This window comes from Pedobacter cryoconitis (assembly GCF_001590605.1).
GTDB lineage: Bacteria > Bacteroidota > Bacteroidia > Sphingobacteriales > Sphingobacteriaceae > Pedobacter > Pedobacter cryoconitis_A.
The window spans coordinates 3539163-3565608 of record NZ_CP014504.1 but is presented as its reverse complement, the minus strand read 5'-3'; the positions used below and the strand labels follow the sequence as shown (position 1 = coordinate 3565608).

The 26446-nt window shown below is 35.7% G+C and carries 28 protein-coding genes and 1 tRNA gene; 13 read left to right on the top strand and 16 right to left on the bottom strand.

Going from position 1 to position 26446, the window contains the following annotated elements; genetic code table 11:
• The 4 genes from AY601_RS14605 to AY601_RS14590 form a co-directional block, all read right to left on the bottom strand.
• On the bottom strand, positions 1 to 606 hold the full coding sequence (locus tag AY601_RS14605) for a hypothetical protein (RefSeq protein ID WP_068402363.1): 606 nt from the start codon (positions 604 to 606) through the stop codon (positions 1 to 3).
• 516 nt (positions 607 to 1122) lie between these two features.
• Positions 1123 to 2034 carry a sterol desaturase family protein gene (locus tag AY601_RS14600; protein WP_068402361.1) on the bottom strand — a complete coding sequence of 304 codons (912 nt, stop codon included), beginning with the start codon at positions 2032 to 2034 and terminating at the stop codon, positions 1123 to 1125.
• Complete coding sequence (gene aroB / locus AY601_RS14595) at positions 2024 to 3091, bottom strand: 3-dehydroquinate synthase (RefSeq protein WP_068402359.1); 1068 nt, start codon at positions 3089 to 3091, stop codon at positions 2024 to 2026. The genes AY601_RS14600 and aroB overlap by 11 nt, the downstream gene beginning before the upstream one ends.
• Positions 3091 to 3297, bottom strand: a complete 207-nt coding sequence (locus AY601_RS14590; protein ID WP_068402357.1) for an RNA-binding S4 domain-containing protein — start codon at positions 3295 to 3297, stop codon at positions 3091 to 3093. Before AY601_RS14590 ends, aroB begins: the two co-directional genes overlap by 1 nt.
• Before the next feature lie 95 nt (positions 3298 to 3392).
• On the opposite strand from AY601_RS14590, the gene AY601_RS14585 reads away from it, so the two are divergent.
• On the top strand, positions 3393 to 4577 hold the full coding sequence (locus AY601_RS14585; protein WP_198163536.1) for a proline dehydrogenase family protein: 1185 nt from the start codon (positions 3393 to 3395) through the stop codon (positions 4575 to 4577).
• Positions 4578 to 4660: 83 nt separating this feature from the next.
• Here the strand turns inward: AY601_RS14585 and AY601_RS14580 are convergent, their stop codons facing one another.
• From AY601_RS14580 to AY601_RS14570, 3 genes are all read right to left on the bottom strand, one after another.
• Positions 4661 to 6175, bottom strand: coding sequence for a catalase (locus AY601_RS14580; protein ID WP_068402354.1), 1515 nt, complete (start codon positions 6173 to 6175; stop codon positions 4661 to 4663).
• A gap of 116 nt (positions 6176 to 6291) precedes the next feature.
• The gene (locus AY601_RS14575; protein ID WP_232324605.1) at positions 6292 to 6627 is read right to left on the bottom strand and encodes a DUF962 domain-containing protein; all 336 of its coding nucleotides are present in this window, start codon (positions 6625 to 6627) and stop codon (positions 6292 to 6294) included.
• Positions 6628 to 7266 carry an HAD family hydrolase gene (locus AY601_RS14570; RefSeq protein ID WP_198163535.1) on the bottom strand — a complete coding sequence of 213 codons (639 nt, stop codon included), beginning with the start codon at positions 7264 to 7266 and terminating at the stop codon, positions 6628 to 6630. It lies immediately after the preceding gene.
• A gap of 262 nt (positions 7267 to 7528) precedes the next feature.
• On the opposite strand from AY601_RS14570, the gene AY601_RS14565 reads away from it, so the two are divergent.
• Positions 7529 to 7602: transfer RNA gene (locus AY601_RS14565), tRNA-Ile, on the top strand.
• Positions 7603 to 7784: 182 nt separating this feature from the next.
• Entirely contained in the window at positions 7785 to 9086 is a 1302-nt protein-coding gene (locus AY601_RS14560; RefSeq protein WP_068402350.1) for a site-specific integrase, read from the top strand.
• A gap of 356 nt (positions 9087 to 9442) precedes the next feature.
• On the opposite strand, the gene AY601_RS14555 is transcribed toward AY601_RS14560, so the two are convergent.
• A complete protein-coding gene (locus AY601_RS14555; protein WP_157287939.1) occupies positions 9443 to 9970 on the bottom strand; it encodes a hypothetical protein in 528 nt (175 codons plus the stop codon).
• A gap of 311 nt (positions 9971 to 10281) precedes the next feature.
• On the opposite strand from AY601_RS14555, the gene AY601_RS14550 reads away from it, so the two are divergent.
• Entirely contained in the window at positions 10282 to 10941 is a 660-nt protein-coding gene (locus tag AY601_RS14550; RefSeq protein WP_068402346.1) for a TetR/AcrR family transcriptional regulator, read from the top strand.
• Between the two features lie 194 nt (positions 10942 to 11135).
• Here AY601_RS14550 and AY601_RS14545 read toward each other — a convergent pair whose 3' ends face one another.
• Positions 11136 to 11573 (bottom strand): helix-turn-helix domain-containing protein, encoded by a 438-nt coding sequence (locus AY601_RS14545; protein WP_068402344.1) that lies wholly within the window; start codon positions 11571 to 11573, stop codon positions 11136 to 11138.
• 258 nt (positions 11574 to 11831) lie between these two features.
• Between AY601_RS14545 and AY601_RS14540 the strand changes: the two genes are divergently transcribed.
• Genes AY601_RS14540 through AY601_RS14525 form a run of 4 tightly spaced genes read left to right on the top strand, consistent with a single transcriptional unit; the run spans position 11832 to position 14784 of the window.
• A complete protein-coding gene (locus AY601_RS14540; protein WP_068402341.1) occupies positions 11832 to 12185 on the top strand; it encodes a hypothetical protein in 354 nt (117 codons plus the stop codon).
• On the top strand, positions 12182 to 12583 hold the full coding sequence (locus AY601_RS14535; protein ID WP_068402339.1) for a hypothetical protein: 402 nt from the start codon (positions 12182 to 12184) through the stop codon (positions 12581 to 12583). Before AY601_RS14540 ends, AY601_RS14535 begins: the two co-directional genes overlap by 4 nt.
• Positions 12584 to 12629: 46 nt before the next feature.
• The gene (locus tag AY601_RS14530; protein WP_198163534.1) at positions 12630 to 13028 is read left to right on the top strand and encodes a hypothetical protein; all 399 of its coding nucleotides are present in this window, start codon (positions 12630 to 12632) and stop codon (positions 13026 to 13028) included.
• Between the two features lie 22 nt (positions 13029 to 13050).
• Positions 13051 to 14784: a HEPN domain-containing protein gene (locus tag AY601_RS14525; protein WP_068402335.1), complete on the top strand. Its 1734-nt coding sequence runs from the start codon at positions 13051 to 13053 to the stop codon at positions 14782 to 14784.
• A 116-nt stretch (positions 14785 to 14900) separates the two neighbouring features.
• On the opposite strand, the gene AY601_RS14520 is transcribed toward AY601_RS14525, so the two are convergent.
• From AY601_RS14520 to AY601_RS14500, 5 genes are all read right to left on the bottom strand, one after another.
• Positions 14901 to 15146, bottom strand: coding sequence for a hypothetical protein (locus AY601_RS14520; RefSeq protein ID WP_068402333.1), 246 nt, complete (start codon positions 15144 to 15146; stop codon positions 14901 to 14903).
• Between the two features lie 68 nt (positions 15147 to 15214).
• Positions 15215 to 15775, bottom strand: a complete 561-nt coding sequence (locus tag AY601_RS14515) for a hypothetical protein (RefSeq protein WP_068402331.1) — start codon at positions 15773 to 15775, stop codon at positions 15215 to 15217.
• Positions 15772 to 15966 (bottom strand): hypothetical protein, encoded by a 195-nt coding sequence (locus tag AY601_RS14510; RefSeq protein WP_068402329.1) that lies wholly within the window; start codon positions 15964 to 15966, stop codon positions 15772 to 15774. The genes AY601_RS14515 and AY601_RS14510 overlap by 4 nt, the downstream gene beginning before the upstream one ends.
• Before the next feature lie 128 nt (positions 15967 to 16094).
• Positions 16095 to 16721: a hypothetical protein gene (locus AY601_RS14505; protein WP_068402327.1), complete on the bottom strand. Its 627-nt coding sequence runs from the start codon at positions 16719 to 16721 to the stop codon at positions 16095 to 16097.
• Positions 16722 to 16767: 46 nt separating this feature from the next.
• A complete protein-coding gene (locus AY601_RS14500) occupies positions 16768 to 17277 on the bottom strand; it encodes a hypothetical protein (RefSeq protein ID WP_068402325.1) in 510 nt (169 codons plus the stop codon).
• Positions 17278 to 17886: 609 nt separating this feature from the next.
• Between AY601_RS14500 and AY601_RS14495 the strand changes: the two genes are divergently transcribed.
• From AY601_RS14495 to AY601_RS14480, 5 genes are all read left to right on the top strand, one after another.
• Positions 17887 to 18342, top strand: a complete 456-nt coding sequence (locus AY601_RS14495) for a hypothetical protein (protein ID WP_068402322.1) — start codon at positions 17887 to 17889, stop codon at positions 18340 to 18342.
• 210 nt (positions 18343 to 18552) lie between these two features.
• Complete coding sequence (locus AY601_RS25740) at positions 18553 to 18921, top strand: hypothetical protein (protein WP_157287938.1); 369 nt, start codon at positions 18553 to 18555, stop codon at positions 18919 to 18921.
• 129 nt (positions 18922 to 19050) lie between these two features.
• Positions 19051 to 20427 carry a TlpA family protein disulfide reductase gene (locus AY601_RS14490; protein WP_084359290.1) on the top strand — a complete coding sequence of 459 codons (1377 nt, stop codon included), beginning with the start codon at positions 19051 to 19053 and terminating at the stop codon, positions 20425 to 20427.
• Between the two features lie 20 nt (positions 20428 to 20447).
• The gene (locus AY601_RS14485) at positions 20448 to 23618 is read left to right on the top strand and encodes a SusC/RagA family TonB-linked outer membrane protein (RefSeq protein ID WP_068402318.1); all 3171 of its coding nucleotides are present in this window, start codon (positions 20448 to 20450) and stop codon (positions 23616 to 23618) included.
• A gap of 10 nt (positions 23619 to 23628) precedes the next feature.
• Positions 23629 to 24990, top strand: a complete 1362-nt coding sequence (locus AY601_RS14480) for a RagB/SusD family nutrient uptake outer membrane protein (RefSeq protein ID WP_068402316.1) — start codon at positions 23629 to 23631, stop codon at positions 24988 to 24990.
• Between the two features lie 54 nt (positions 24991 to 25044).
• Here AY601_RS14480 and AY601_RS14475 read toward each other — a convergent pair whose 3' ends face one another.
• On the bottom strand, positions 25045 to 25356 hold the full coding sequence (locus tag AY601_RS14475) for a hypothetical protein (RefSeq protein ID WP_068402314.1): 312 nt from the start codon (positions 25354 to 25356) through the stop codon (positions 25045 to 25047).
• Between the two features lie 136 nt (positions 25357 to 25492).
• Positions 25493 to 25963, bottom strand: a complete 471-nt coding sequence (locus tag AY601_RS14470) for a MauE/DoxX family redox-associated membrane protein (protein WP_068402312.1) — start codon at positions 25961 to 25963, stop codon at positions 25493 to 25495.
• Positions 25964 to 26446 lie beyond the last annotated feature (483 nt).

Genomic DNA, 26446 nt, shown 5'->3' with positions numbered 1-26446 from the left:
TTATTTAGATCTGACTATTTTAATGGATGATATTTGATTAGTGATTGATTCCGGGCTATCAGAAGCCTGTATATTCAGAAATACATGGCTTTTTTGATTAGGGAAATGGTTTTTTAGTTCAATAATAAGCGGAAAAGGCATTTTTGGAGCAGGGAACATCGTATCTCTTGGTGTTACCGGGCCAAAATGTGCAGTCAGTTGTTTAAAGGAAAGTTTTGTGCCTATATTTTCTGGTATAGAAAGATTGACGAAATCATACTGATCAACAGCAGAACTTATATTGATATCGGCAGCTATGCTACTGTCTGGTACTGAATGATCATCTTTATAAATTCCTACTGGAAAATAGCTTGAAAAACTATCAGTAAGTAGCTTTAGCTGTTCAGCATTGAATTTTTGATTGTCAAATTTACTGGCAATACTATCTATGTAGATAATTACCTGATCATTGACCGGCAGTTTAACAACTGTCGTCAGTTGACTGTCTTTTATATTTTCAGATTTAGGCTGTTTACAGGCCAGGCTCTGGCCTGCAATTAAAATAACCGCAAGCATTTTTATGCATGGGTATTTGATAACGCGATTTTTCTTTGTTTGATCATCCATGTTTTTTGGTTGTTAATAGCCTGCAAGTATTAATGGGGTTGCTGGCTGAATACGCTAACTTCATCCCTAGCAAATGCTATTGATGCTGACCAATTAATTGTTTGGTAAGAACCGGAAAACAAGACCAGTCAATCTGCTGGTATGGATGTTAATTGTGCTTTGAAAGCCATAATTTTAAGATTAATTGTTAAATAATTCAGAGAATGTTTTTTACTCCTGAACTCTAATCTACAAATATAAAGCCAATAATGATCTATTTATCAGTTAGATAAGTCGTTTTGTTGCGTAATTCTGAAAAATAATGTTGTAAATATCGATTAAGTGTTGATTAAGGCGTTATATAATAATTATTAATGCGAACTTTTTTTTAATCCATAAATATCTGTTGATAGCCTCTGGAAAAATATACAGGATTGCCTGGTCAAACTGTATAAATATTGGACAATTAATAAAAAATAAGGCCGCTGTAATTTGATTTACAGCGGCCTTATTTTTTATGACCAGCGTTAGCTAGTCTTAAGCTTTAATCAGCTTTTCGCGTTCTTCAGCCTCTTTTAATTCTTGTTGCATCACTTTCGCGACTTGTGTACTTCCGTCATGGCTCCATCCCGGAGGATAAAACATATACCTGAGTTTATTTTTAAATCCCGGGGCGTGTTTCACATCTGCTGTCATAGCTTTAAACTCATGAAAAACGATATTAACCGGGCCCGTATCCTCTGGCTGGTGTGTCAAACCATAGACAACTTTATCTTCAGGAAGTTCTTCCTGGAAGGTTCCGAACATCCTGTCCCAGATAATCAAGACCATGCCCATGTTTTTATCCAGATAGCGGATATTACTGGCATGATGTACACGGTGGTGAGACGGCGTAACCAGGAAGTATTCTAAAATCGGATGTAATTTTCCGACTGCCTGTGTATGGACTGCATTTCCATACAACTGCGTAACCAGGTAGGCAAAAAGGATATCTATTGCTGAGAAACCCATAAATGCAAGTGGCAAATAAAAGAACACCCGGTACAATGGTTCAAAAACGGTGGACCGGAACCCTGTAGTCAGGTTAAATAGGGCAGACGAGTGATGTGTCACATGCATCGCCCAGAAAAATCTGATATAATGACCTGAGGTATGTAATACCCAATACAACAGGTCTTGTGCAAGTACCAGCACTATCCAGTAAACAAAAATATTTTTGATTTCGAACAGGCGGAACTGATAACAGTAATTTAATAAAAAGAACGTGGCAGTTTTAGTCGATATATTGATTAAAAAAGCCAGGCCCATCAGGTATACGTTTGTCAACGTATCTCTTTTGGCATATAACTTCCTGTCGTGCATGTAACTGATGTACATTTCCACTATAGAAATGACAATCAGTAAGCCGAACAACAGGGAAAGCGTTATATTTCTAGGATCATTTAGCATAAGTTAAATTGTAATATTCCAAACTTTCGACGATGTCGCTTTCTGAAACTCTACAGTTGTAAGTACATTTTCCAATGCTTTGCAATAATGAAAACAGTACATTACCATGTTCATTTTTCTTATCACTCTGCATGAATACAGAAAGTTGGGCGAACGATTTTTCTTTAATTTTATAAGCAGGATAAACTTTGGAGATATACTGACGGATTTCTTCCAGTTCTTCTGCAGTCAGCGTACTGTTTTTATGAGAAAGATAGGCTTCACAGATCATGCCGATAGCAATTGCTTCTCCATGGGTAAGTGGCTTTTTATCTTTGCTTAACGAATAACTTTCCACAGCATGACCAATGGTATGACCAAAGTTTAAGATCTTGCGTAAGCCCTTTTCCTGCGGATCAGCGGTTACGACCTCATTTTTAATCTCTACCGAACGGTGTATAGCTGCAGTTGTTATATTTTTATAGTCAGCTGCTTTTAATTGATAATAGTATTCCTGATCTGCAATTAATCCGTGTTTAATCATTTCCGCAAATCCTGAAAGCATTTCCCTTTGGGGTACTGTTTTCAAGAATTCTGCTTCAATAAATACGGCTTGTGGTAAACTGAAAGTACCGACCATGTTCTTTACATTATCGATGTCAATACCAGTTTTCCCGCCCACAGAAGCGTCAACCTGCGAAAGCAGCGTGGTAGGGATATTGATGAAATCTACCCCACGTTTATACGTAGAGGCTACAAAGCCACCCATATCCGTAATCACACCACCACCAAGGTTAATAACCAGGCATTTGCGGTCTGCGCCAAAATCAAGTAAAGTTTTCCAGATACCGATACAAAAATCAATGTTTTTGTTCTCTTCTCCCGGATCAGTTTCGATCAGATCAAATCCACTAAAATCATCCAGCATCTCTCTGAACACAGGCAAACAAAGTTCAGCTGTATTGCGGTCTGCGAAAACAAATACATTGCTGTACTTTCCGTTTTCAATGATTTCTGCCAATGGTGCTAACCTGGTATCAAAATATATGTTGTGACCAGCACTTTCCAGTTTATTCATTATACTATTTTAATTTGGTTGCCCATAAAATCAACAACATCACCGATACGTACTTTTAAACGCTTGCGGTAATCTACATTGCCGTTATACTTCACCAGGCCATCTTCTACTACTGTTTGCGCTTCGCCGCCACTTTGAACAAGTCCGGTCGCTTTTAGCAAAGAAATAAGGGGAATAAATTCGCCTTCTAATTTAAATTCTATCATTGTACTGCAAATTTACAATTATTTATAAAGGGTTTTGCAAATGATAGTCCCGGAATTTATATTTTTGCGTCCGTTTGACTAATACATCAATCCAAATGCAAGTATCCCCAGGGAAAAAACTAAATTTTGACAATACGGAGATAGCTTTTCGTAATAAATCAAAATCAGAACTAAACAGTGCTTACTGGTTATTCAAAATAATGAGTAGCAATTTTTTGACTCAGGTGGGCCCGCCTGTGACGAATTTATTTTTAAACATCGGATTACCGATTCAGGGGATTATCAAATCTACTATCTTCAAACAGTTTTGCGGTGGGGAGACTATCGCAGAGTGTGAGCGTACAATCGCTTTGCTGGCTGATGGGAAAGTAGGTACGATCTTAGATTATTCTGTAGAAGGAGAAGAAGAGGAGCATGTATTTGATTTTACCTGTGCAGAGATTATCAGAACGATAGACCGGGCTGCGGGAGATAAACGCGTACCAATTACTGTTTTTAAGGTAACAGGTATCGGACGTTTCGGCTTATTGGAGAAACTGGATGCTAAGGCTGCGCTTTCTGCTGAAGAAAAAGCTGAATTTGAAAAAGTAAAACATCGTTGTGAACGGATCTGCAGAACAGCATTTGAAAAAAATGTACCTGTAATGATTGATGCGGAAGAAACCTGGATTCAGGATACGATCGATGCGCTGGCTTTAGATATGATGATCTTATTCAATAAAGAGAAGCTGATTGTTTACAATACTTATCAATTGTACCGTCATGATAAACTTGCACATTTAAAAGCTGACCACCTGGTCGCTAAAGAGGCAGGCTTTATTTTAGGAGCTAAAATTGTTCGTGGTGCTTATATGGAAAAAGAGCGTAAAAGAGCGGCCGAAAGAGGTTATTCTTCTCCGATCCAGCCAGATAAAGAAACTACAGACAGAGATTATAATGCGGCTATTACTTATTGCGCAGACCATGTTGAACAGATCGGTGTAGTTTGTGGTACGCACAATGAAGCAAGTTGCAGGGTATTGGCAGAGTTGCTTGATGCGCATCAAATTAGTCATAGTCACCCTCATGTTTATTTCGCTCAGTTATTAGGGATGAGTGATAACCTGAGTTTTAATTTATCTGATTCAGGGTATAACGTGGCTAAATATGTGCCTTACGGCCCTGTTAAAGCTGTTATGCCGTATTTATTCAGACGTGCACAAGAGAATACTTCGGTTGCCGGACAAACCAGCAGAGAACTTGATCTGATTGCAAGAGAAAAGCAAAGAAGAAACGGTTAGTTTCCTGAAATTATAAATGAAAAACCGCCTTATATTGATTTATAAGGCGGTTTTTGCTGTTTAAAGGTTTGGTCTGGCTGAAATTAAGCCTGGTGTTTTTGTTGCTGCATAGCTTGACTAGCGTCAATGCCTAATCCGCTTGCAATAGCCATCCCTAAGCCTATATCAGCTCTGAACCAATGGCAAAGCTGCAGGTTAATGATTTGATCCTTTCTAGGGCCGCTAATGCCGCTCATCGCACCAACAATATTACTGATTAAATTTTTGCGATCTGCATCACTCATTACTTTGCGGTATAAATCGCCTGGCTGTGTATAATGGTCATTATCGCCTGGACCTTCATTTCTGTCAAACCAGTCAGCCACATTAGATTCTAATTCCCAGGCTGGTTCTTTATAACTTTCATCAGGAATGACATCACCAAAGCTATTTGGATAGTAGTTAGGTTCCTCATTTCCGTTGTCATCTACACGCATTTGTCCGTCACGGTGATAATTATTGACCATGAAAGGGCAGGCATTTACAGGGATCTGCTCATAATTTACACCTAAACGGTGACGGTGGGCATCTGCATATGATAATATACGGCCCTGTAACATCTTGTCAGGAGAGAAACCAATTCCATCAACCAAATTGGAAGGAGCGAAAGCCGCCTGTTCCACATGTGCGAAATAGTTTCTTGGAATTTGATTCAATTCAATTTCACCGACCTCAATTAGTGGAAATTCACCATGTGGCCATATTTTAGAAAGATCGAATGGATTCCATCTAAAGGTTTTTGCCTCTTCTTCTGTCATCACCTGGATTTTCATCGTCCATTTTGGGAATTGTTTGTTGTCGATTGCTTCTACTAAATCACGTTGCGAGTGATCCATATCCTGTGTACGCATCGCATCTGCTTCGGGCCCCGTAAAGTTTTTGATCCCTTGTTGAGTTTTAAAGTGGAATTTAACCCATACACGTTCGTTGTCAGCATTGATCATCGAATAAGTATGGCTACCAAATCCATCCATATGGCGATAAGAGAATGGTGTACCTCTGTCAGACATCAGGATCATTACCTGGTGAAGACTTTCAGGGTTCAATGACCAGAAATCCCACATCATCGTCGGGCTTTTCAAGTTAGTTCTTGGCTCGCGTTTCTGTGTATGAATGAAGTCACTGAATTTTTTAGGGTCTTTGATAAAGAAAACAGGCGTATTGTTGCCTACTAAATCCCAGTTACCGTCTTCTGTATAAAATTTAAGCGCAAAGCCACGCGGATCTCTTTCAGAGTCAGCACTTCCTTTTTCGCCACCTACAGTAGAGAAGCGTAAAAACATTTTACAGGTATTGCCAATTTGATTGAAAATCTTTGCCTTTGTATATTTTGATATATCATGGGTAATCGTCAATGTACCATATGCGCCTGTTCCTTTGGCATGTACCACTCTTTCAGGGATACGTTCCCGGTTAAAGTGGGCCATTTTTTCATGTAAGACAAAGTCTTGTAATAATAAAGGGCCTCTTCTGCCTACAGACTGACTATTTTCATGTTCAGCATAAGGTCTGCCGGATGCGGTAGTTAATTTGCGCGTTGGTTTGTTCGTTTCTTCCATGGTTATTTCATTTTTCCTGGCTAAAAGTAGCTCGTATTTTTACGGTATCCCAACACCTAATTTCTATACTGCTATAGATTTTGTCTATTAAGATTTATAAGTATTATCAATATCAGCTATTTAACTTTGAAGGGCTGCCTGCCCATCATCAAGTCACCGAATAATAAAAAATCACTTGCCAGGCTAAACAATGGATATTTAAAGGTGGCGGGTTTATTCTTCTCAAAAAAGAAGTGTCCTGTCCAGGCGAATCCATACCCGACAACTGGAATCAGTGCGAAGAAAATGAAGTTGTGGAAAAGCATGGCTGTAATAAAGCAGAGGCCAATAAGTGCTGTTCCTGTAAAGTGTAATATCCTGTTTGTGGTATTTTGATGTTCCTGCAGGTAAAACGGGTAGAATTCTTTTAATGTTTTGTATTTATGATCGGGCATTTGCTGCGTATTGTTCATCTATATTAATATACCATTACTTTTTAAGAATGTGCCCAGGTTTTCTGGTTTTTCTGTCATGAGTAAGGTTTGTAATCCTGCTTTTTTCGCACCTTCCAAATGACCTGGGGTATCATCTATAAATAACGTCTCTGCTGGATTAAGATTGTTTTCTTTGATGACTTGTTCGAATATTTCTACATGTGGCTTACGGAATTTCATCAGCTGAGAGTAATAGGTTTTCTCAAACAGGTGATCATTGTTAGGCACGTTATGTTCTTTTTGAAGATAATCCATAATATAGTCGTAATGGATCTGGTTGGTGTTACTCAAAAGAAAAGTCCGGTAGTTTTTCTTTGCTTCGAGCAGCACGTTGTGCGTTTCAGGGAGTACACCGATCAATAAACTGTTCCATGCAGCATCAATTTGCTGGTCGGTTAGTTCAGAATTTTGTGCAATTTCTCTGATTCCGTCTCTAAATTGAGCAGGAGTGATGGCTCCGGTCTCTAATTCGTTAAATAAATTATGATGTCCTGAGTGCCCGAAAAAAGTTTCTATATTTGGTATACCTAGTTGTTTAAGAGATTCTTGTGTGATTCTGAAGTCTATTTCAAAGATGACATTTCCGTAATCGAAGATTATATTTTTAATTTTTTTCATCAAACTATTTTTAAAATTCGATACAAATATGTAACATTGCACTCGCAAAATCTAATAAGATTTTACGCGGGCCATTAGCTCAGCTGGTTAGAGTAGAAGACTCATAATCTACGGGCTAATGAATTGAAAATGAGCTTTTTAAGCTTGACGTTTTGAAAAAAGTTTAGAAAATTTTCGAAAATTTTCTGAGGAAAAAAAAGATGTTAAGGTCTTAAAAATTTTGTTTAGATTTGCCTCACGCAGGTAGCTAAAAAATGCGTATGGGCCTATAGCTCAGTTGGTTAGAGTAGGAGACTCATAATCTCTTGGTCGCTGGTTCGAGCCCAGCTGGGCCCACTATAAAACCGTTCTACAAAGAAATTTGAGGACGGTTTTTTTATTTTTTTTAGTGCTGGTTACTGCCAGCAACTATGCCTTCAGGAATCGCCTTGAAAGCAGGTTTTACATAATTTTTTGTTTAACTCCACGTAAAATCGTTACGAAATAGTTACGGTTCTGCGTGCTAACCTAAAAGAATTATGGCAACCGTTAGCGCCAAGGTGTTTGAACACCACAAAAAAACAGATGGAACCTACAATGTGAAAATCTGCGTCCATCACAAAAGCCAAAGAAAGTATTTCGATACTGTTCACTATGTAGTCAAGAAACAGTTAACAGCAAAACTAAAAATCAAGGACAGTTTTGTAAGTGATCTAGTCGATGACCAACTCAAAGGCTATCGAAGAATTATTAGTGAACTGGGTGAAAAGCTCAACTACTTCAATGTAGAATCTTTAAGCGAATATTTACGCGAAAAAGATGCTGATGTAGATTTTATCAAATTTTGTTCGGAACATATTGCTCAAAGCGACAAGGAAGGAAAAAAGGGTACTGCTCACAATCATCGCGTAATACGTAATAGCTTAATTGACTATTTTAAAAGAGAAGCGGTATCCATAACGGAAATCAATTCAAACATGCTTGTTTCCTATGAGCGTTATTTGAGAAGTGAACGAACAATGATTCGTCAAAGTGGGCAGAAGAATATCACCAAAGAAACAACAAGCAAAGGTTTGTCAGATAGTGGTCTTTATAACCATATGCGTGATTTACGAACTCTTTTTAATGCTGCTCGAAATATGTACAATAATGAAGACCTCGGTATCTATCGTATAAAGCATTATCCCTTTAAAAAGTATAAAATTGGTTCTACTCCCCTAACAAAAAAGAGAAACAATACTTTGGATCAAATAAGAACTATCCGTGATTGTGAAACAAAGCCAGGAAGCCGGGCAGAAATGGCAAAGGAACTCTACATGCTTTCGTTTTATCTATGCGGGATGAATGCAGTAGATTTTTATCATATAACAAAAAGAAATATTAGAAACGGAAGAATAGATTATAACCGATCAAAAACCGAGGATCAGAGAAAGGATGATGCCTTTATCAGTATCAAAATTATTGATGAAGCCAGACCATTGTTGGAAAAATATATAGAAAAGCTTTCTACCCGATATGTGGACTCTAATGGCCTCAATAAAGCACTGGGAATGGGAATGAAACAGCTAAGAAAGATAACGGAAATAGAAAAACTTACGCTCTATTGGGCAAGACATAGTTTTGCTACTATAGCCCGTAATTCCTGTAGGATGAGCAGAGACGATGTAGCTCAGGCATTAAACCATGTAGACAGCGAGCATAGTACAACCGATATCTATATCGAAAAAGATTGGAATATCGTAGACGATGTACAAATTAAGGTAGTAACCTTATTAAGGCGGTTGGATATGAAGCAAGCCGCGAAAAAGAAGAAAGAAAGATTACTAAAAGAAGCGGCATAACAAAACATCTGTGTGGTTTTTTGATAAACCATGCACGGGCATTTAATTAATTTAACATCTTAAATTTGAACATCATGAAAAACCTAATTTTGTTCTTCCTGACCTGCATAATTGGAACCGGAGCTTTTTTGGCTGGTACAACCATGGAAAACCCCTTACCAGCGTTCTTGGTTGCGTTCGGTGTTTGGATGCTATTCCTTTATCGAATTGGAAAAAAATAGCCGTAAATATTGGCTATTATAGGCTTAATTGTTGCCTTTCATACCCAGTTTTACAAATACCTATAAATCAATTTAATTTTGAAAGCCCTAATTTATTTATAAATAGATTGGGGCTTCTTATTTAAAAAACCTAATCTACAAAGGATATACGTATGTTACTTTCAACTTATTATAATCGTAAGCGCGACTAGAATCAGAAAGAGCCAGCTCTTGATAGTATTTATTTACTAACTCCTTATACCTATTAAATTGCTTTCTGCGAACTGCGGTTTGTTTACTGTCAAACATCCAGGATTCGTCACCAGTAAACCTATATACCAGCTCTCTGTAGATCTGAGCTCGCAAAATTTTTAAACGAATATCCTGCATACCATAGGAAACGGCATTTTCAACCATGTCCTTTGCTAGAATAAGATTTTCCAAAGTACCTTTTTCACGCTGATTCGGTTTTGACTGCACATCATTGGAAAACAAGTAAAGGGTTGAACGTATAAAAAGACTTGTAGTGTCTTTTGGATTTAACTTTAAGCTTTTATTTAAACTGTCGACCAAAGGTGTATACTTTTGGGTTTGGAATTTTCCAAAAGTTCCATCATCCCTAATTAACTTTCCATCAACTATCTTTATTGGAAGTTGTGCTTGTACATTACTAATGAAAAACATACATAGCAATGTGAGACCAGAGATTTTACCGGGCCACCTGTCAATTAACCTACCCATAGATTGAGATATCTTCATAAATAATAAAACGTTAATTAATTGCCAGTGAAACAACTTATTAATCAAATATACTTTATATCAAGTAAAGATACAAAACACGGGCTATACCACATTTACTGAGTAATTTAATACCTACTCACGTGTTTAAAAAGAAGTAGTTCAGCATCAACTTCCCTGTTCTTTTTTAAACTGCATTAATTCAATTGGATATTTCATGTAAAATTCGCAAATTTAATAGGGGAATTAGTCGAAAAATGGACAAACCAAGTAGGAAATATGCAGGACCAATTAGGGACAAAGAACGTACAAAACTCAAATTATTAACCGCTGTAGGCGAAATTATTAAGGAAAAGGGTTATACAGGACTTAGGATCGCTAAAATTGTTGAAAAAGCCAATGTCGATAGGAAGACACTATACGATTGTTTTGGAACAGTGGATAAACTTATCGAAACCTACATTAAGGGAAAAGATTATTACCTGGCTTATGAAGATCAAGCAGAAAAATTGGTTAAACAATATACCAACGGTGATGCGAATGAACTTATGAAAACGTTATTGTTGGGACAATTAGAGAATTTTTCAATAAATAAAGAGCAGCAAAATATTTTAATGTGGCATCTCAGTGAGGATAATCCATTGCTCTCAGATATAAATGCAAAAAGAGAGAGGATCGGCAGTATTTTTCTTAAATTAACAGACAGCGATTTTCAAAACACAGATATTGACATTCGTGCCAGAACGGCTTTACTTGTAGCAGGAATATACTTACTTATGCTATATAGAAAAAGCAAACAAGAACAGTTTTGCGAAATTGATCTTAATTCAAATGAAGGTATGGAGCGTATTAAAGCCTCTATTGCCCAGATGATCGATGAAGCGTTTGAGCAAGCCAAAAAAAGCAAACACAAATAAGTGCTCTGTGATATTTTTGTTTGGCAAAAATTTACTAACTATAAAAGTATGGAAATAGACGGAGGTCATATAAAAATACAATCCCCCGTCAAATTAACGCTCTCTTAACAAACATAGAGATATAATATCTAAACCACGATTTTATACGTGGTAAATTTTACTGAAGGTTATATTTCCCTATTTTTTTGGGGAAATTATTTACTTAAGTTTTTAATAAGCTCCTGAATCATAACGTTTGATTTTTCCATAATCTTCACTTTTTCCTGTTCACTTGACACAAGTCGCTCATAAAGTGACTTATTATCTTCCAATGCAATTAAAAACTTATCAACCGGATTAAAGGTGCATTGAAAATTAAAAGTACTGTTGTCATAAAAAGAATTGATGTTGTGAATGACATTATCCTCAGTGAATCGTTCAATTGCATCAGGCTCTATTTTCATAATAGCTGCTATTCTTTCAATTGTTGGTCTATCAATTGTCTCCTTTTTTTCCAATCTGGACACCATACCCTGGTTCCAGTTGTCACCAAGCTCATGAGCAATTGTTTCCTGCTTAATATCTAATATGTCTCTGAAACGCTTGATGTTGCGTCCATGATGTACTTTAATTTCCTTTTTTATCGTGGGCATAAAACAAATTTAGGGTTTAAATCTTCAATTTAAATACAAAATCGGCAGAATATTCCTGTATAAAAAATGCATGTAAAGGGAATATTTTATGTATCAACTGATTTTTTCATCCAAAAGATGGTGAAATATGTGATTTACAACATTATAAGCATACATTTTCTTGGATTTCTTTAGTTACCTAAAGATTTTATAATTCACAAATAGCTACTGAATTTTGATGGTAACTAACCATTATCAAAAAAACTAAAATTTTACTCTATGAAAACTACCATAGAACTCAATCTGCCGGAAGATTTTCGAACGGTCAGCGAACTATTCAACATTGAGTTAGCGCATACAATAGATGCTTTTATAAAGCATGTCACCCTCTATAACTTTATTACTAGTCATAATGAGTCTCCCAACTCTCAGGCTACCCAAATCTTTAAAAAATACCATAATACCATTTTAAATACTGACGGTATGCGGGTAGCTGATAAAGCTAAATTGCATGTTGAGCCAGTGAAGAAAGTCGTGAAATTAATCGCTAATGGTATTGGTGCAAATTCAAACTCTTATAAAAAGATAATCTTAGACTGGCATGCCAGTATATATCCAAAGGGCGAAAAATGAAAACAACTATAAAAATTCGGCTTCCTAAAGATTTTCAACTTATGTGCATGCTGATGAGTTGCGAACCAGCAGGAGTTATACAATATTATTTAAATGGTATTTCCTTGCCCTGGCAAATGAGTGTACATCCTGAGGACCCCGAGGGAATGCGCACAGGTTTCTTTCTTAAAAATACTGGAACCTGCGATACGGAGGAAACACAAGATCTAATTGACGCAATCAATGATGAAAATTTCCATGAAAGGCTATGCTTAATTGCTCAAATGGAAATAGAACAGCCAGAATGCGAGCAACTGTTAAGACAGGAAATTAGTAAATGGAGAGATAAGTGTTTGTCCATAAGAAAAGATTTAAAAGGAAATGAACCAAATTACACAATTGTAGAATATGAACATTAATATATACATCGACTCCGAGTTCGAAATTGCCTGTGATATATTGTATTTGAAACCTGAGGAACTTCTTCAAGCATTCATCGATAGCGTTTCGCTCCCTTATTTCAATAGTTCATTGTTTTTTGCAGGATTTAATCTCGAAGGCAATCCAGAAAATAATAGTACCTCCAAAGATACTAAGATGATGGCGACTGAGTTTGTGGTTGCACATAATCATCTTTTTAATAAAAGACTTTTACCGGCTCAAAATGTGCATAAAGAGTACATAAAGAAGCTAAAAGAACTAATAGAACAGTTAAAAGGAGAACCGAGCCGTGAAAAAAGATACCAATTTTTAGTATTTCATTATGATGATTGGCGCAAGAAAATTATAACTGAAATGAGCGAAAAAGATGCCATTATCGATGTTAAGGCCAGAAAAACAAAACTTAGAATAAATTCAAAATAACACCTAAGCTATCATTTAAGTTATGGATGAAAACTATAAAACCATAAAAGAAAATGGCGATTTAATTGCCATAACCAGCAAGTTGATCAATATTGCCATGATTGAGCAGATTTACGTAAAGATCAATGATACAATAGCAGGTGACCGAAATTTAATTACTGTGGTTGTCTCTAATATGTATACCAAGCACATTAGCGAAATAATGCCCTTGGTAGATGCAATAATGCTGGATTACCCTGAATACAATTATCTGGTTAATCATCTACTACATGTAAAGGAAGCCATCAAGAGAGGAAATTTATTCTTTTACGATGCTTGTGGTCCAAAACGTCAATTTTATAACCGACCAGCTTGCAATAACATATTGTTCTCCGATGACTTAGACGTAGAAAAGATGATAATGGATGCCAAAAAATCATTTAAGCACGAAATCAAAAAAGTAAACGAATTTAAAGAAACCGCCGCAGCTTGTATAGAAAATGGATATACTGCGTTGGCCGCTTTTATGCTGCATCAGCAAATAGAATTGTCCTATAGGGCCATTGAAATTGCCACTATGGGAAAAGATAAGGTCACCCACTCTATACGATTACATCAAAAATATGTTTCAATATTTCACCAGGAATTATCAAATGTCTTCGATGTTAATAATGAAACAGAAAGCCGTTTACTAGATCAGTTGGACTCGGCCTATTTAGAGGTCAGATACGAACCTGGATTTGCCATTAATAAAGAAAAGTTAATGAAAATTAAGCACAAAGCAGACTTAATTACTGAAGCAACATTGCAAATCTTTGAGCGTACACTCTTATCTGTAGAAAAGGAAATTATCCTTTCTGGTCAAATCCCCACTTTAGAAATACGACAAACAACCGAACCCGAAGGTTTACCCCCTGAAATAGATGGAACTGAATTAAATGATGAATCTACCATTGACAAAATCAAAAACATTCCTGGTGTGCAATTCATTATTTGTTTTGGAGAAAAGATATGCACTATCGATAGGAATGAGCTTCTCATAGTTGCAGAGCAAACATGCAGAATAAGAAAAAGATATGACTTGTTGATTATTACAGAAAATGATTTACAACAAGAGTTATACAATCTCCAGGGAATGAATAACTCCGAACGCAACACTGACAAGTTTTCCTTTATTGTCCTTACAAAAAAACAAGTCCAAAAAGGATTGGAAATGCATCAGCGTTTTCTTCTTGGCGCTTTAAAAAATGGATTGATTCTTTTCTCCAATGGTGATGATCTTACCGAACTCCTTGGAGAAATACAATACATAGAGCAATATTCCCAAAACGAACTCGACTGTTTTTTGGTGGATTGGTACAACAGATACAACAATGCCGAAAGCTTTATTGAATCTGCAAATGACCTGTCTAGTGGTGAATCTCTACCAGCCCAATTGTCCATGTTCAATCAAGGGTTAGAACAGCTATGTCTTGGCCTACTACAAGTTTTTATTGATTATAAACCAAATAGAAATAGTCTTGGTCATTTAATGGATCTTTGCTGTAGCTTCTTAAGTTTTCCAGAGGAAATATTTCCAAGAACAAACGCCGAAGATTTAGAACTGTTCACAACACTTGCGGAAGGCTTTACTAAAGTTCGTTATACTGGCAACATTGATGTTTCGTCTGATGAATTGGGTATAATTCTAAAGCGGAGCAACATTTTTTTAGAAAGAGCAAACGAAGCGGCCAGAGCAAAAATCAAAGAAATGAAATTAAAAAAAAATCCACAATAGTTCTTTAGCTCGTTTAAACACTTTTTTATGTGCTGCGAAATATGAAGGTTTAGCCTTGTCTAATTGACTAACGCTACTGATTTGCAGTAGCGTTATACTATCTAATAAATCTAATATTAATGATAATAGAGTTCTTTAAGTTCTTTTATATTAACCTGGTAATTTTTTTCCTTAAGATAGCTGACCCAAAGGGCAAGTTTAGAATATTCAGGTGCACCGGCTTTTATCATCGACCTTATTAATTTTTTAAATCTAGGATCTTTCTTGCTATTAACGACTTTTGATATTCTCTTTAATCTGTCTATGTCATTAGGTAAATCAAAGTCATAAAGAGAAATGTTAGCTGATTCTGCACCCGACATCAGAAGTTTTTTCCAATGCCGGGTTAACTATTTTAATTCAGTGAGAGGTTAGTAAAACCTGATAAAGGTTATACCACATCAGGCAGGTTGTTGTAGGTAAGAGCAAACATTTTGGCAATCGCTCTTTCCTTTACCTGAATGTTCCATAAATTTTTTCGGTTTACAAGTAAGTACCCGCTCAGTTCATCATACTGATAGTGTTGGAAGGTTTTATGACCAATGGTTTTGTTAACAAGATAAGTGTATACATTATATCGTTGTGTATTTTGATAGTTCTCCAATGTTTTGGATTTCCGATCGTAAGAGCGTGAGCCAATAAAACCAAATGATGCATTGGGGTATTCTTGCAATATTAATGGTATTACCTTTAAGCAGGTCATCAGGATATTGCCCAAATCGCCTCTGTTTACAATTAAAGAATATTTAAACTCACTTTTGCGGTGCATTTTAGCATAAAACTTAACTGCAAATACATCTTCCTCATGATAATCGGCCGTAAGTACGTAATCCAGTTTGGTTACAGGAGAACGGAATTTGTATATTAATGAAAAAAGATGGGCTGACCCATCTTTGCAATTTCTTTTTTGTATAAATTTAAGCTCGTAGCCTGGATATTTATCGAATGTCAAGGAATCAAAAATTTGTGTTTAATGTTATTTCCTTCTATTTTTATTACACCTACATTTCCTTTAACCACCTTGCCAACAATTATTTTGCCCTGTAGGCTTACAGACTCTACCTTAACCAATGGCGTCCATTTTAAACGGGCACCTTTTGGTACAAGCTTCTTTTTGGGGTGAACTGGATTTAATGCTTGCATAACTGTAACATTTAATAACTGATATATTTATCAATATAAACAAAATTAACAACTTTTTGTGTTATAACCAATACAACGTAACTTTTAAAGTTATATTCTACAAATAATTACTTTTATATCTGCTCGCTTTAGAATAGTTTAGAACTAATCGTTGTTCTATAAATAATGAGCTTTTCATGAAGGGTTGATAATTCTTTGTGATGCTGATCGTCTGTAAATTGAAACATACGTCTGCGCAGCTTTATAAGCTTTTTCTTTACTTCATCACTCTCAATTTCTTCGTGACTAATCATAATTTTAAGCCTTGCGTAACTATCTGCTGCCTTTAAAACATCATTATCAATTTCTATTACTTTTTGCAAGTATTTATGTATAATATGGTTTTCACCAAGCTCAATTAAAGCGATTTCATTGTTTAAATATATTTCTTTCAGCAGGTCGGCAAAGTTTTTTCGCCTTGATTCTATAAGTAAGACTTCTTCCGGAACATTTTTTCCCCTATAAATTTCCTGTACCTTATCATCAAGTTCACCTTCAAATTGTGCTGGACTACGCAAAGCCTCCACATAATATCTGCCCCTATTGGCAATAGCAAGGGCATTGACGGCAACATTGTATCGCCTTTCGTTACGCCAGGAATTTAAGGCCCGGTAACCAAGATAAAGGGTGCCAGCACTTACAATAAACGTGAGAACGCTTACAATAAATGTAAGCCAATCGGATACGTTGGGTGCCTGGAAATAAAAATGTATCATACTATTATTTTAAGTATTTCAAATTTCAAGATCAGTTTGAAACTATTTACTTTTTACTATAGATAAAAGTTCCTTTTTTAAGGGGATGGGGTTCAAAATTAATGAACTTCGATTTTTTCAATTCGTTGGTTAAAGAGCTACTAGTATAAGAGTATCCATATTTATCAAGTATGGCTTTAATATTCTTGATTTCTAATTTTATATCCAAAAAGGATGAGTCATGGATTAAAATAAATTCAATAGCAAATGAAATCGAAGGCTTATCCTGAAGTATTTTTTTAAACTCAAGTTTATCTATGTGGTAATCTAAAAGTGACTCTCTATAGTTATTGAGTAGAACAATTGAAGTAGTTGTAATTTTGTCAAATGGGATTTTAAAAAATGTACAAGCTTTTTCTATATCCTTAATAGTGAACTCAAACTTTTTAGCTTTAATATATTGAAATTTTCTTAATGATATTCCTATAATATTTGCAAAGTTTTCGTCCGTTAGGCCGCTATAACTAATACATTTAAATATATTTTCTCTTGTAAGGTTAGCATCAAAATGTTTCATGAAGCCAATCTCTTTATCTAAATGATTTAAAAACCCGCAAATAGTTGCATTTATATAAATTAATTATTTATATTTGAATATTGAATATCAATTGATTAAGTCAGATTGATATAACAGGTATTATAATAAAGAGTCTCACTCGCCAAATTTCGACAAAGTGCAAGAGAAGAGACAATAGATTATACCTGTAGCGATATTTTGTGTACTTTCGGTCACACTATATGCTACGGGTTCTATTGTAATCATTCTCAAGGCCGTCGAAAGCCTGGCGAGGTGGTTTTAGAACCCTAGCGATAGTGCTCTATATAGCCAAAAAAGACTCGTTTAAATATGACGAGCAATGGAAAGAAACATTATCATTCATTCTTTTAGGCCCTTTAGCTATCAACATTGGCTATGGCCCGAATTTTCTTTTCATTTACGTAAACTTTCATCTTTTTATCCTTTTAATCGGCTATTTGCATTAATGCCAAAAAGCCCGGTTTAACTATGTCATAACGAGCAAGCGGCCACAAATAATATAGGAGAGCGTGTGTGCCGCTTCGCTCGTTTTTTTTCTACCTCAGCCTGAACCAAATAAAATTTAACTACAATAATTTAAACCTTGACATGAAAGACGAAGTAACCAACTCGGCTTTATCGGATAATAATCAATTATTGGATAAGTACAATCCAATCATGTATGGAATAATTGCAGACGTGTTTGAAGTAAACGAAATAAAGTTTGCAGTTTTTGAAAGGGTTGTGGAAAAAGCCCGAAATACAATAGATCAATTCGACCCTAGTAATGGGCGGCTATTTCTTTTTTTGCTCAAAATATTGCAGCAGTCAGTACGCGATGAAATTGCCAATTCGAACACACCAATTACAGCTTTATATCGCAAAGGAACATTTTTCGATGTAATTAATGGCAATGATTATGCGGTGTTTTTTGATGTTTTTTTCATAGGTAAGCCAATAGAACTGTTGGCCGAATTAAATAACCAACCGCCAGAACAAATACGAAAATCATTGTTCAGGGCAATTAAGTGCCTGCGTGGTCATTTTTGCCCCGAACCACCATAGTTAGAACGCTGATTTTTAGTTATACTACTTTACCATGTTTATAGTCCCTGCCAAGTTTAGTAGCATGGTTAGAGTGGAATGCGGCCTTAAATGGGTATCGGCACTCCGCTCGTTATTTTCCTGGCAGGGACTAATAGCGGGTTTTAGGATGCCATACCCATATTTGGCGTTTAAGGACCGCTCGGTTAATTAACTCAAACAAGGGAAATAATGAACTGCACAACCAAAAAACACGCCAGCCCCCCAACCTTTAAACAATCCTTACCAGAGGCTTACCGGAATTTACCATGGGTCCGGTTAATCGGGCATCATTTTTTATTCACGCGTAATCCAACAAACACACCGCAGCAAAGGAAGGTCAGATTAGGAACGGCTAAACGGGTCAGCAATTTTATTGCTGATCCAACCCTTGCTGTAAATGTTAAAAAACAATCGGTCCACCCGATTGCTTTAATTCCAAACAGTCTTTGCGAGTTGCTTTTCAACCTTGTCTTTCACTACCACTGCAGGAGAAACATACAAATACTTACCAGTAGGTTCATTATTCTAATCAGCCTGGTCATTTGCCATCCTGAATAGGCAATCGTCTTGAGCAAACGGCAACACAATTTAGGAAGTTAATAATTAATAGTTTTTTCACCGTTGCCGTTTGCTTTTTTCAATTAAGCAACCTAACTCCTTAATCAAATTATAAAAATCATAAAAAAAATGAACGATATACATCGTATGGGAATGGTATTGCCATTCCCCAATAAGCAAACATATATATTTATCTGTCTATTTACCCTTATCATAGGGGGTTACAATGCTAAGGCTCAAGACAATAAAGTAGTTGATGTTACGACCAAAGGTATCCAGATTGGCCAGCAGGTTCCAGATATTACTATTACTAGTATCCATAATTACAAAACTAATTCTGCTAAGATTTCGGATTTCAAAGGAAAGCTTCTAATCATTGATTTTTGGGCAACTTGGTGCAGTCCGTGTATTGCTATGATCCCAAAGATGGACAGCCTACAAAAGCAATTTGGCGATAAGATACAGTTCCTTTCTGTTACCTACCAGATCGAAAAGGAAGCCATGCCATTTCTTGCCAAATTGGAAGAGCAACACAAAAGACATTATAATGTCCCTGTAGTTGTGGCCGATAAGGATTTGCACAAGCAATTCCCTCATACCACCTTACCACACTATGTGTGGGTTGGTGCTGACGGAAAGGTTAAAGCAATAACAGAAAGTCAGGAAGTTACTATAGCAAACATTTCTAAAATGTTATCTGGCAATGCCGAGATAGCAAAGAAGAGCGACTTCAAAATTGCTTACGACAGGTCCAAACCATTTTTAATTAACGGTAATGGTGGCGATGGCTCAAACTTGCTGTATCACTCGGTATTGACAAAATTTACAGAAGGGATTTCCCCGAATTATAGCAGAACATCATTAAACAATAATTCTCAGGGAAAGATAATTGCAAGTAACATTCCCTTAGTACTAATTTTCAGAATGGCCTATGGCGGTTACGACAAATACTATAGTCCAAGCAGATGTATCTTGAATGTTTCTGATAAAAATTCACTATCAAGTGAAAAGAATGGAATGGAGTATATGGATTGGTTAAGAAAAGGAAATGGATACTGCTATGAGCTAATAGTACCTCCTAACCTCTCCGCTAGGATGTTTGAAATAATGAAAAATGATTTGAGCAATTTCTTTCCTGAATACATTTCCAAAGCTGAAAAAAGAAAAGTAAAATGTCTGGTACTCAAAAGAACTTCAAATTCAGATAAGATAAAAAGCCGTGGTGGGCAGCCTAGTATTGAATTCTCTCCATTTGGTTTTGATGTAAAGAACAGCCGCTTGTCTACTATAGCAATGCGACTGGAAGTTTTGTATATGCAAAACTCACCTTATCCAATTGTTGATGGTACCAATTACGACAGTACAGTTGATTTAAAGATTGACGCAAAAATTTCCGATTTAACGGCTTTAAACAAAAGTCTTTCCAAATATGACTTAAAGTTCGAAGTGGACGATTATATCACGGATGTACTCATTATAGAAGATAAACAAAAATCAACCAACTAATTGATCTAAGAACTTTAATAATGAAAAAATATATATTCATTTTAATATTGCACGTTTTTATAGGGAATGTGTCGGCGCAAACACCCATTGAGGGAACAATTATATCATCTGTAGATAAAAACCCTATTCCCGGAGCATCTATTCAAATAAAAGGAACCAACAGAGTTGCCATTAGTAATAATAATGGAAATTTTTTTTTGAATGTTCGTTCGGGTGATACGATAAACGTTTCTTTCATTGGGTTCCAGCCCCAACAAATAATACATCCTCTTAAAACCCATCTTCTAATTGAACTTGTACCGGCTGAAAATGCATTACAGGAGGTCGTAGTATCAACTGGTTATCAGGTTTTGCCTAAGGAAAGAGCAACAGGTTCTTTTGTTCAGATTGACAATAAACTAATAGATAGAAGTGTTAGTACAAACATAATTGACCGCTTAAGAGATGTAGTCCCAGGACTTTCTTTTAATAAGACAGGCAATAGCCAACTTAGTATCAGAGGGCAGAGCACGATTTTTGGCAATGCCGACCCCCTTATTGTTATTGACAACTTTCCCTTTGATGGTAATCTTCAAGATATTAATCCAAATGATGTGGAAAGCATCACGGTATTGAAGGATGCAGCAGCAGCGTCTATTTGGGGGGCAAGGGCCGGTAATGGTGTGATTGTGATTACGAGCAAAAAAGGTAAACTGAACAGTCCAGTAAAAATATCATTTAATTCAAATGTTACTATCGGTGCTATTCCAGATTTATATGCTAGGAATACGATTTTATCATCAGATTACATTAATATTGAAAAGCGTCTTTTTAGTGAGGGTTATTATAACACCACTATCACAACAGGATATCAACCATTAACACCCGTTGTAGAACTTCTTTTGCAAAAACGCAATAATCCCTCATTAGGAACACAAATTGATGCAGAAATAGAAGCGCTAAAACAAAATGATATACGAAAGGATCTAGATAAATACATATATCAAAAAAGTGTTTATCAGCAATATTCACTCAATTTGAGAGGTGGTGGTAAAAATAATTCCTTTTTTGTATCAGGGGGATTGGACAGAAACAAAGAAAACTTACAGCATAACGACTATAATAGAGCATCAATTAGTGCAGGTAATATCATTAATCTTTTTAACAACAAATTGGAAATTAATAATTCCTTGAACTTTATTTATAACAACACCAAAAATAATAACGGTGGTCCTAGCGATATCATTAACGGTACTACAGCTGGAAGTTACATCTATCCTTATGCTCAATTATCAGACGAACATGGTAATGCTTTACCTTTAGTCAAAAACTTCAATACTTCTTTTATAAGTTCAGCGAGCCAAAGTGGTTTGCTAGATTGGAATTATGCACCGCTTGATGAAATAAATATTGCAGATAATACCACCAAACGGAGAAACATAAGGTTAAGTACAGCCCTTAAGTATAACATTTTACAGGGTTTGTCAGCTTCAATTCTTTATCAGTACACAGATATTTCAGCCACAGGAAGAAATTTCAGAAGCCAAGACAGCTATTTCACAAGAGATTTGATTAATCGTTACACCCAAATTACCGGAAGTAATATTATACGACCGATACCTCTTGGTGGAATTTTAGATATGAACGAACAAAGTTCAATAAATCATTCACTAAGAGGTCAGATTGATTATTCCAAAGCCTTCAATACTATTCACGAGATTAATGCAATAGGAGGTTATGAGATACGTGATACCAGAACAGACAGTAGAACTTATAGATATTATGGATATGATATTGAACACGCAAACAATAGCGTGGTAAATTATGTAACTAACACCTTTCCATTTTATTACGATAGTTCAAGAAAAGCGCAGATTCCTAATATTGATAATACTGGCATATTTAATGACCGTTTTCGATCCTATTATGCAAATGCCTCATATTCATACGACCGAAGATATACTATTTCAGCTAGTGGCCGCATTGATCAGAGTAATCTCTTCGGAGTAAAAACAAACCAAAAAGGAGTTCCACTTTGGTCGGCAGGAGTTGGCTGGAATATAAATAATGAAAGTTTTTACTCTAGTGAATTAATTCCGTTACTTAAAATCAGGGCAACTTACGGATATAATGGAAGTGTAAACAAGTCTGTATCAGCTTATACTACTGCTTCAATTTCCGGTGTTAACCTGTATCAATTACCATATGCAACTATTATTAATCCGCCAAATCCGGAATTGAGGTGGGAAAGAATTAAGATATTCAATATGGGGGTTGACTTTTCAAGCAAAGGCAATCGCATAAGTGGTAGCCTTGAGTACTACAATAAAAAAGGTGTAGACCTTATTGGTGACACCCCATTTCCGCCGTCATCCGGCATTAGTTTATTTAGGGGAAATGTAGCCTCAACGGTAACAAATGGAATTGACCTAAATTTGTCAACCAAAAATACAATTGGATTTATTAAATGGAGTACCGATTTCTTCTATAGTCACTTAAATGAAAAGGTTAAAGGCTATGCATTGACTTCTTCTGCAAATAATTATATACGTTCGGGAAGCTTTTTACCTTTATCTGGAAGACCATTATTTTCGTTATATAGTTATAGTTGGGCTGGATTAAATCCAGAAACCGGTGATCCACAAGGGTTTTTAAATGGAGAAATTAGCAATGATTATTTGGCCATATTAAATGGAACAACTACTGAAAGCATGATTTTCAGTGGCTCATTAAGGCCAACAACCTTTGGCGCTTTACGCAACACCTTTTCTATCAAAGATTTCTCATTGAGTTTTAATATTGGTTTTAAGTTTGGACATTATTTCAGAAGAAGTTCAGTAGGATATGGAAACACCTATGGTTTAAACTCAAATAGCAATGACTACGCATTAAGGTGGAAAAACCCCGGAGATGAAACTACTACAAATATTCCATCAATTCCTCTTGGAAGTAATGGCAATCGTGATGCACTTTATACCTTTTCAACAATTCTTGTTGAAAAGGCGGACAACATCAGGTTTCAAGACTTGCGTCTGGATTACAACTTGTTAAAATCAAAAAAAAATCGATATCCATTTAATTCTGCCTTAATCTATTTGTATGCTACCAATCTCGGTATCATCTGGAAAGCAACCGATAGAGTGAAAGATCCAGAAAACCAATTTGGCAACACTCCATTCACTTTAGCTGTGGGACTAAAAGTTGATTTTTAAAATATAAATTATGAAAAAGATATATTTAATATTAATCCTTCTGCTAATAATGAATTTAATTTCATGCAAAAAGGACTTTTTAGAGATAAAACCTGATCAAAAATTATTAATTCCTACTACGTTAGCGGATATGCAGGCGCTACTTGATAATGATAATGTTATAAATACAGGTATTGGGTTACATGCAATTTCAGCTGATGACTATGAATTATCTTACCAAACTCTGATATCCTTTGATTCACCAGCTGAGAGAAATTCATATACCTGGAATAGTGATATATTTGAGGGTGAACCATCTTTCGATTGGAATTTAGCTTATCGACAGGTTTTTTATGCAAACGTAGTTCTGGATGGCCTAAAAAAAATTGAAAATAATAACACAAATAGAAGTGAATATAATATAATTAGAGGTAGTGCATTATTCGTAAGGGCTTTTGCGTTTTATGAATTAGCCCAACAATTTGCTCAGCCCTATAATGAAGTGGATGCATCAAATACTTTAGGAATACCTTTGAAACTTAGTTCAGATGTCAACGAACGGCCAGGCCGCGGAAATTTACACGGTTGCTATCAAAAAATTATAGCTGATCTAAATGAAGCATTTAATCTTGTCCCATTAAAACAGGCTATTTTAACAAGGCCGGGGAAAATTGCAGTTAAGGCGTTATTGGCAAGAATATATAACTCAATTGGAAACCATAAACAATCATTAGAAGCCTCAGATTATTGCATTAAACAATCTCCTGAGTTAATGGATTTTAACACTTTAATTCCCACTAGACCAAGACCAATAGCATCAAATAATGTTGAAATTATCCATAAGAGATTTATGGAAGGGTACTCTTTCGTATTTTCTTTATCGTTGAATGTTAATCCGGAGATAATAAAAAGCTACCATGTTGATGACCTCAGAAGTCTAATTTTTTTGCGTGATTATGGTAATGGAAATATCACATTTAAAGGCACTTATACAAACACTGCCTACTTATTTTCTGGTTTGGCTACAGATGAAATGTATCTTATAAGAGCGGAGAGTAAGGCGTGGGAAAACGATTTAAACGGATCAATGGATGACTTAAATCTACTTTTGAAAACAAGATGGAAAGCTGGTAAGTATATCTCTTACACTGCTTCTACCCAAAAACAAGCATTAGAAATTATTTTTATGGAGAGAAGAAAAGAATTAATTAGCAGGGGAACAAGGTGGACGGATTTGAGGAAATTAAATCAAAACAGTTTGTATGCAAAGACTTTAGTTAGACAATTAAATAATCAAACTATAATAATTTTACCACAAAGCTTAAAATATACATTCCCAATACCTCAAAATGAAATAGATGGTAGTGGAATTGAGCAAAATACCAGAGAATAAATAATTTAAAGTCAAAGCCATATACTTTTTATATTTGGCTTTGACTTTTTTTAATTATTCAAATGCAAAAGTTCCTGGAACTATATTTTGTGGAGAACTTGCATCGATATTAGGATTTTGGGACGCATCAAATTCAGCCGAACAATTGTTTAAACTTGAGGTACATTTGTAATCTCTGGTGTTTTCTCTGTCTGATTGTTCTAAACCCGTGATTTCTACCCATTGAGAGGTAGAAGGATTATAACCCCATTTTTTCACTGCTAAATTTTTTGCAGGTGTGAAAGCCATTGTTGCAAACGCTACAAGTGCGATTGCTAATATTCCGAATTTATTCACGCTTTTAAGCGCATTTTTAAATTTTTCCATAATTGAAATTATTGTTATTACACCCTTATTTTTAGTGCAATAGATTCTTTCTTTCGGACCGCTTGGGCTTCAGGTCTTCGGGATGATTTATTAAGTTTTTCATTTTGCAGATAAAACCCTGGTTCTGCGGTATGATCTAAACACTGCTTTGTATGGAGTCCTTTCTTTTTTTGAGGTTTAACAATCTGTTATATCCTGTCCAACCGTTGTCAACAGCAAGACCCAATGAGGCGAGTAATACAAAAAAGAGATTAAAAATTAGATGTGTTCCGTAGCTCATGTTTTTTAAAATACCACCGCAGCTACAAGGTACTCTGCCAAAAACACCTGTCATTACTACTCCAATATAAACTGTAAATAATGACAAAAGAATCAAAGATGCCCATAGGGCTTTTTTTCTTGTAATTTGGATAATTAGTAGAACCGCCAGTGCCAACTCAACTGCCGGTATCAACCACGTAAGTATGGAAGCTACCCAAATTGGAAATACCTGGTTTCTCATTTCCCAACTTGACTTTTCATAATCTACCAATTTACTTATAGCTGCATAAGCAAGCAGGCAGGCAATGAGTATGGCAGCGACTTTTAAAACATCTTCCTTTTTCATATTTGATTAGCTGATATGTAAAATTAGATGACGATTGACTATAAAACTATAGGCAAAAAAGAAAACCTTAGGAATATTTCAAACGGGTTTAATGTGAGGAATCTAACCTTGATTTGGTGTGAAAAGAAACAAAAATAGCGATCATCCTGTGTTAATGGAGGTTTAATAAAACTGGCGAGAAATTGTTAATTTTATTTGTAAGATCTTTTTCCAGACGGATATACTTATGGATGATAGTTTAACTTCTTTCAGATTTATTCTATTACTCTCCATTTTAATTCATTTTGCTTTAATAGACTTAACAAAAAGTGTGTTTTTCAAAATCGTAGGAGTATATATTCAGTATAAGGGAAGCTATTAGGGCAGCATTGCCCTGTTCGGGGGGATGGCCACATTCGAGATGTTGACAATGTTATTGAAATTATTTCACATAGGGTAAATTAATAAAGATGTTTTTCTATGATCGGTTTCATGCAAAAATGG

Coding starts and splice junctions, on each gene's coding strand:
- AY601_RS14605 (WP_068402363.1), bottom strand. CDS start 606: ATGGATGATCAAACAAAGAAAAATCGCGTTATCAAATACCCATGCATA.
- AY601_RS14600 (WP_068402361.1), bottom strand. CDS start 2,034: ATGCTAAATGATCCTAGAAATATAACGCTTTCCCTGTTGTTCGGCTTA.
- aroB (WP_068402359.1), bottom strand. CDS start 3,091: ATGAATAAACTGGAAAGTGCTGGTCACAACATATATTTTGATACCAGG.
- AY601_RS14590 (WP_068402357.1), bottom strand. CDS start 3,297: ATGATAGAATTTAAATTAGAAGGCGAATTTATTCCCCTTATTTCTTTG.
- AY601_RS14585 (WP_198163536.1), top strand. CDS start 3,393: ATGCAAGTATCCCCAGGGAAAAAACTAAATTTTGACAATACGGAGATA.
- AY601_RS14580 (WP_068402354.1), bottom strand. CDS start 6,175: ATGGAAGAAACGAACAAACCAACGCGCAAATTAACTACCGCATCCGGC.
- AY601_RS14575 (WP_232324605.1), bottom strand. CDS start 6,627: ATGAACAATACGCAGCAAATGCCCGATCATAAATACAAAACATTAAAA.
- AY601_RS14570 (WP_198163535.1), bottom strand. CDS start 7,266: ATGAAAAAAATTAAAAATATAATCTTCGATTACGGAAATGTCATCTTT.
- AY601_RS14560 (WP_068402350.1), top strand. CDS start 7,785: ATGGCAACCGTTAGCGCCAAGGTGTTTGAACACCACAAAAAAACAGAT.
- AY601_RS14555 (WP_157287939.1), bottom strand. CDS start 9,970: ATGTTTTTCATTAGTAATGTACAAGCACAACTTCCAATAAAGATAGTT.
- AY601_RS14550 (WP_068402346.1), top strand. CDS start 10,282: ATGGACAAACCAAGTAGGAAATATGCAGGACCAATTAGGGACAAAGAA.
- AY601_RS14545 (WP_068402344.1), bottom strand. CDS start 11,573: ATGCCCACGATAAAAAAGGAAATTAAAGTACATCATGGACGCAACATC.
- AY601_RS14540 (WP_068402341.1), top strand. CDS start 11,832: ATGAAAACTACCATAGAACTCAATCTGCCGGAAGATTTTCGAACGGTC.
- AY601_RS14535 (WP_068402339.1), top strand. CDS start 12,182: ATGAAAACAACTATAAAAATTCGGCTTCCTAAAGATTTTCAACTTATG.
- AY601_RS14525 (WP_068402335.1), top strand. CDS start 13,051: ATGGATGAAAACTATAAAACCATAAAAGAAAATGGCGATTTAATTGCC.
- AY601_RS14520 (WP_068402333.1), bottom strand. CDS start 15,146: ATGTCGGGTGCAGAATCAGCTAACATTTCTCTTTATGACTTTGATTTA.
- AY601_RS14510 (WP_068402329.1), bottom strand. CDS start 15,966: ATGCAAGCATTAAATCCAGTTCACCCCAAAAAGAAGCTTGTACCAAAA.
- AY601_RS14505 (WP_068402327.1), bottom strand. CDS start 16,721: ATGATACATTTTTATTTCCAGGCACCCAACGTATCCGATTGGCTTACA.
- AY601_RS14500 (WP_068402325.1), bottom strand. CDS start 17,277: ATGAAACATTTTGATGCTAACCTTACAAGAGAAAATATATTTAAATGT.
- AY601_RS14495 (WP_068402322.1), top strand. CDS start 17,887: ATGAAAGACGAAGTAACCAACTCGGCTTTATCGGATAATAATCAATTA.
- AY601_RS25740 (WP_157287938.1), top strand. CDS start 18,553: ATGAACTGCACAACCAAAAAACACGCCAGCCCCCCAACCTTTAAACAA.
- AY601_RS14490 (WP_084359290.1), top strand. CDS start 19,051: ATGAACGATATACATCGTATGGGAATGGTATTGCCATTCCCCAATAAG.
- AY601_RS14485 (WP_068402318.1), top strand. CDS start 20,448: ATGAAAAAATATATATTCATTTTAATATTGCACGTTTTTATAGGGAAT.
- AY601_RS14480 (WP_068402316.1), top strand. CDS start 23,629: ATGAAAAAGATATATTTAATATTAATCCTTCTGCTAATAATGAATTTA.
- AY601_RS14475 (WP_068402314.1), bottom strand. CDS start 25,356: ATGGAAAAATTTAAAAATGCGCTTAAAAGCGTGAATAAATTCGGAATA.
- AY601_RS14470 (WP_068402312.1), bottom strand. CDS start 25,963: ATGAAAAAGGAAGATGTTTTAAAAGTCGCTGCCATACTCATTGCCTGC.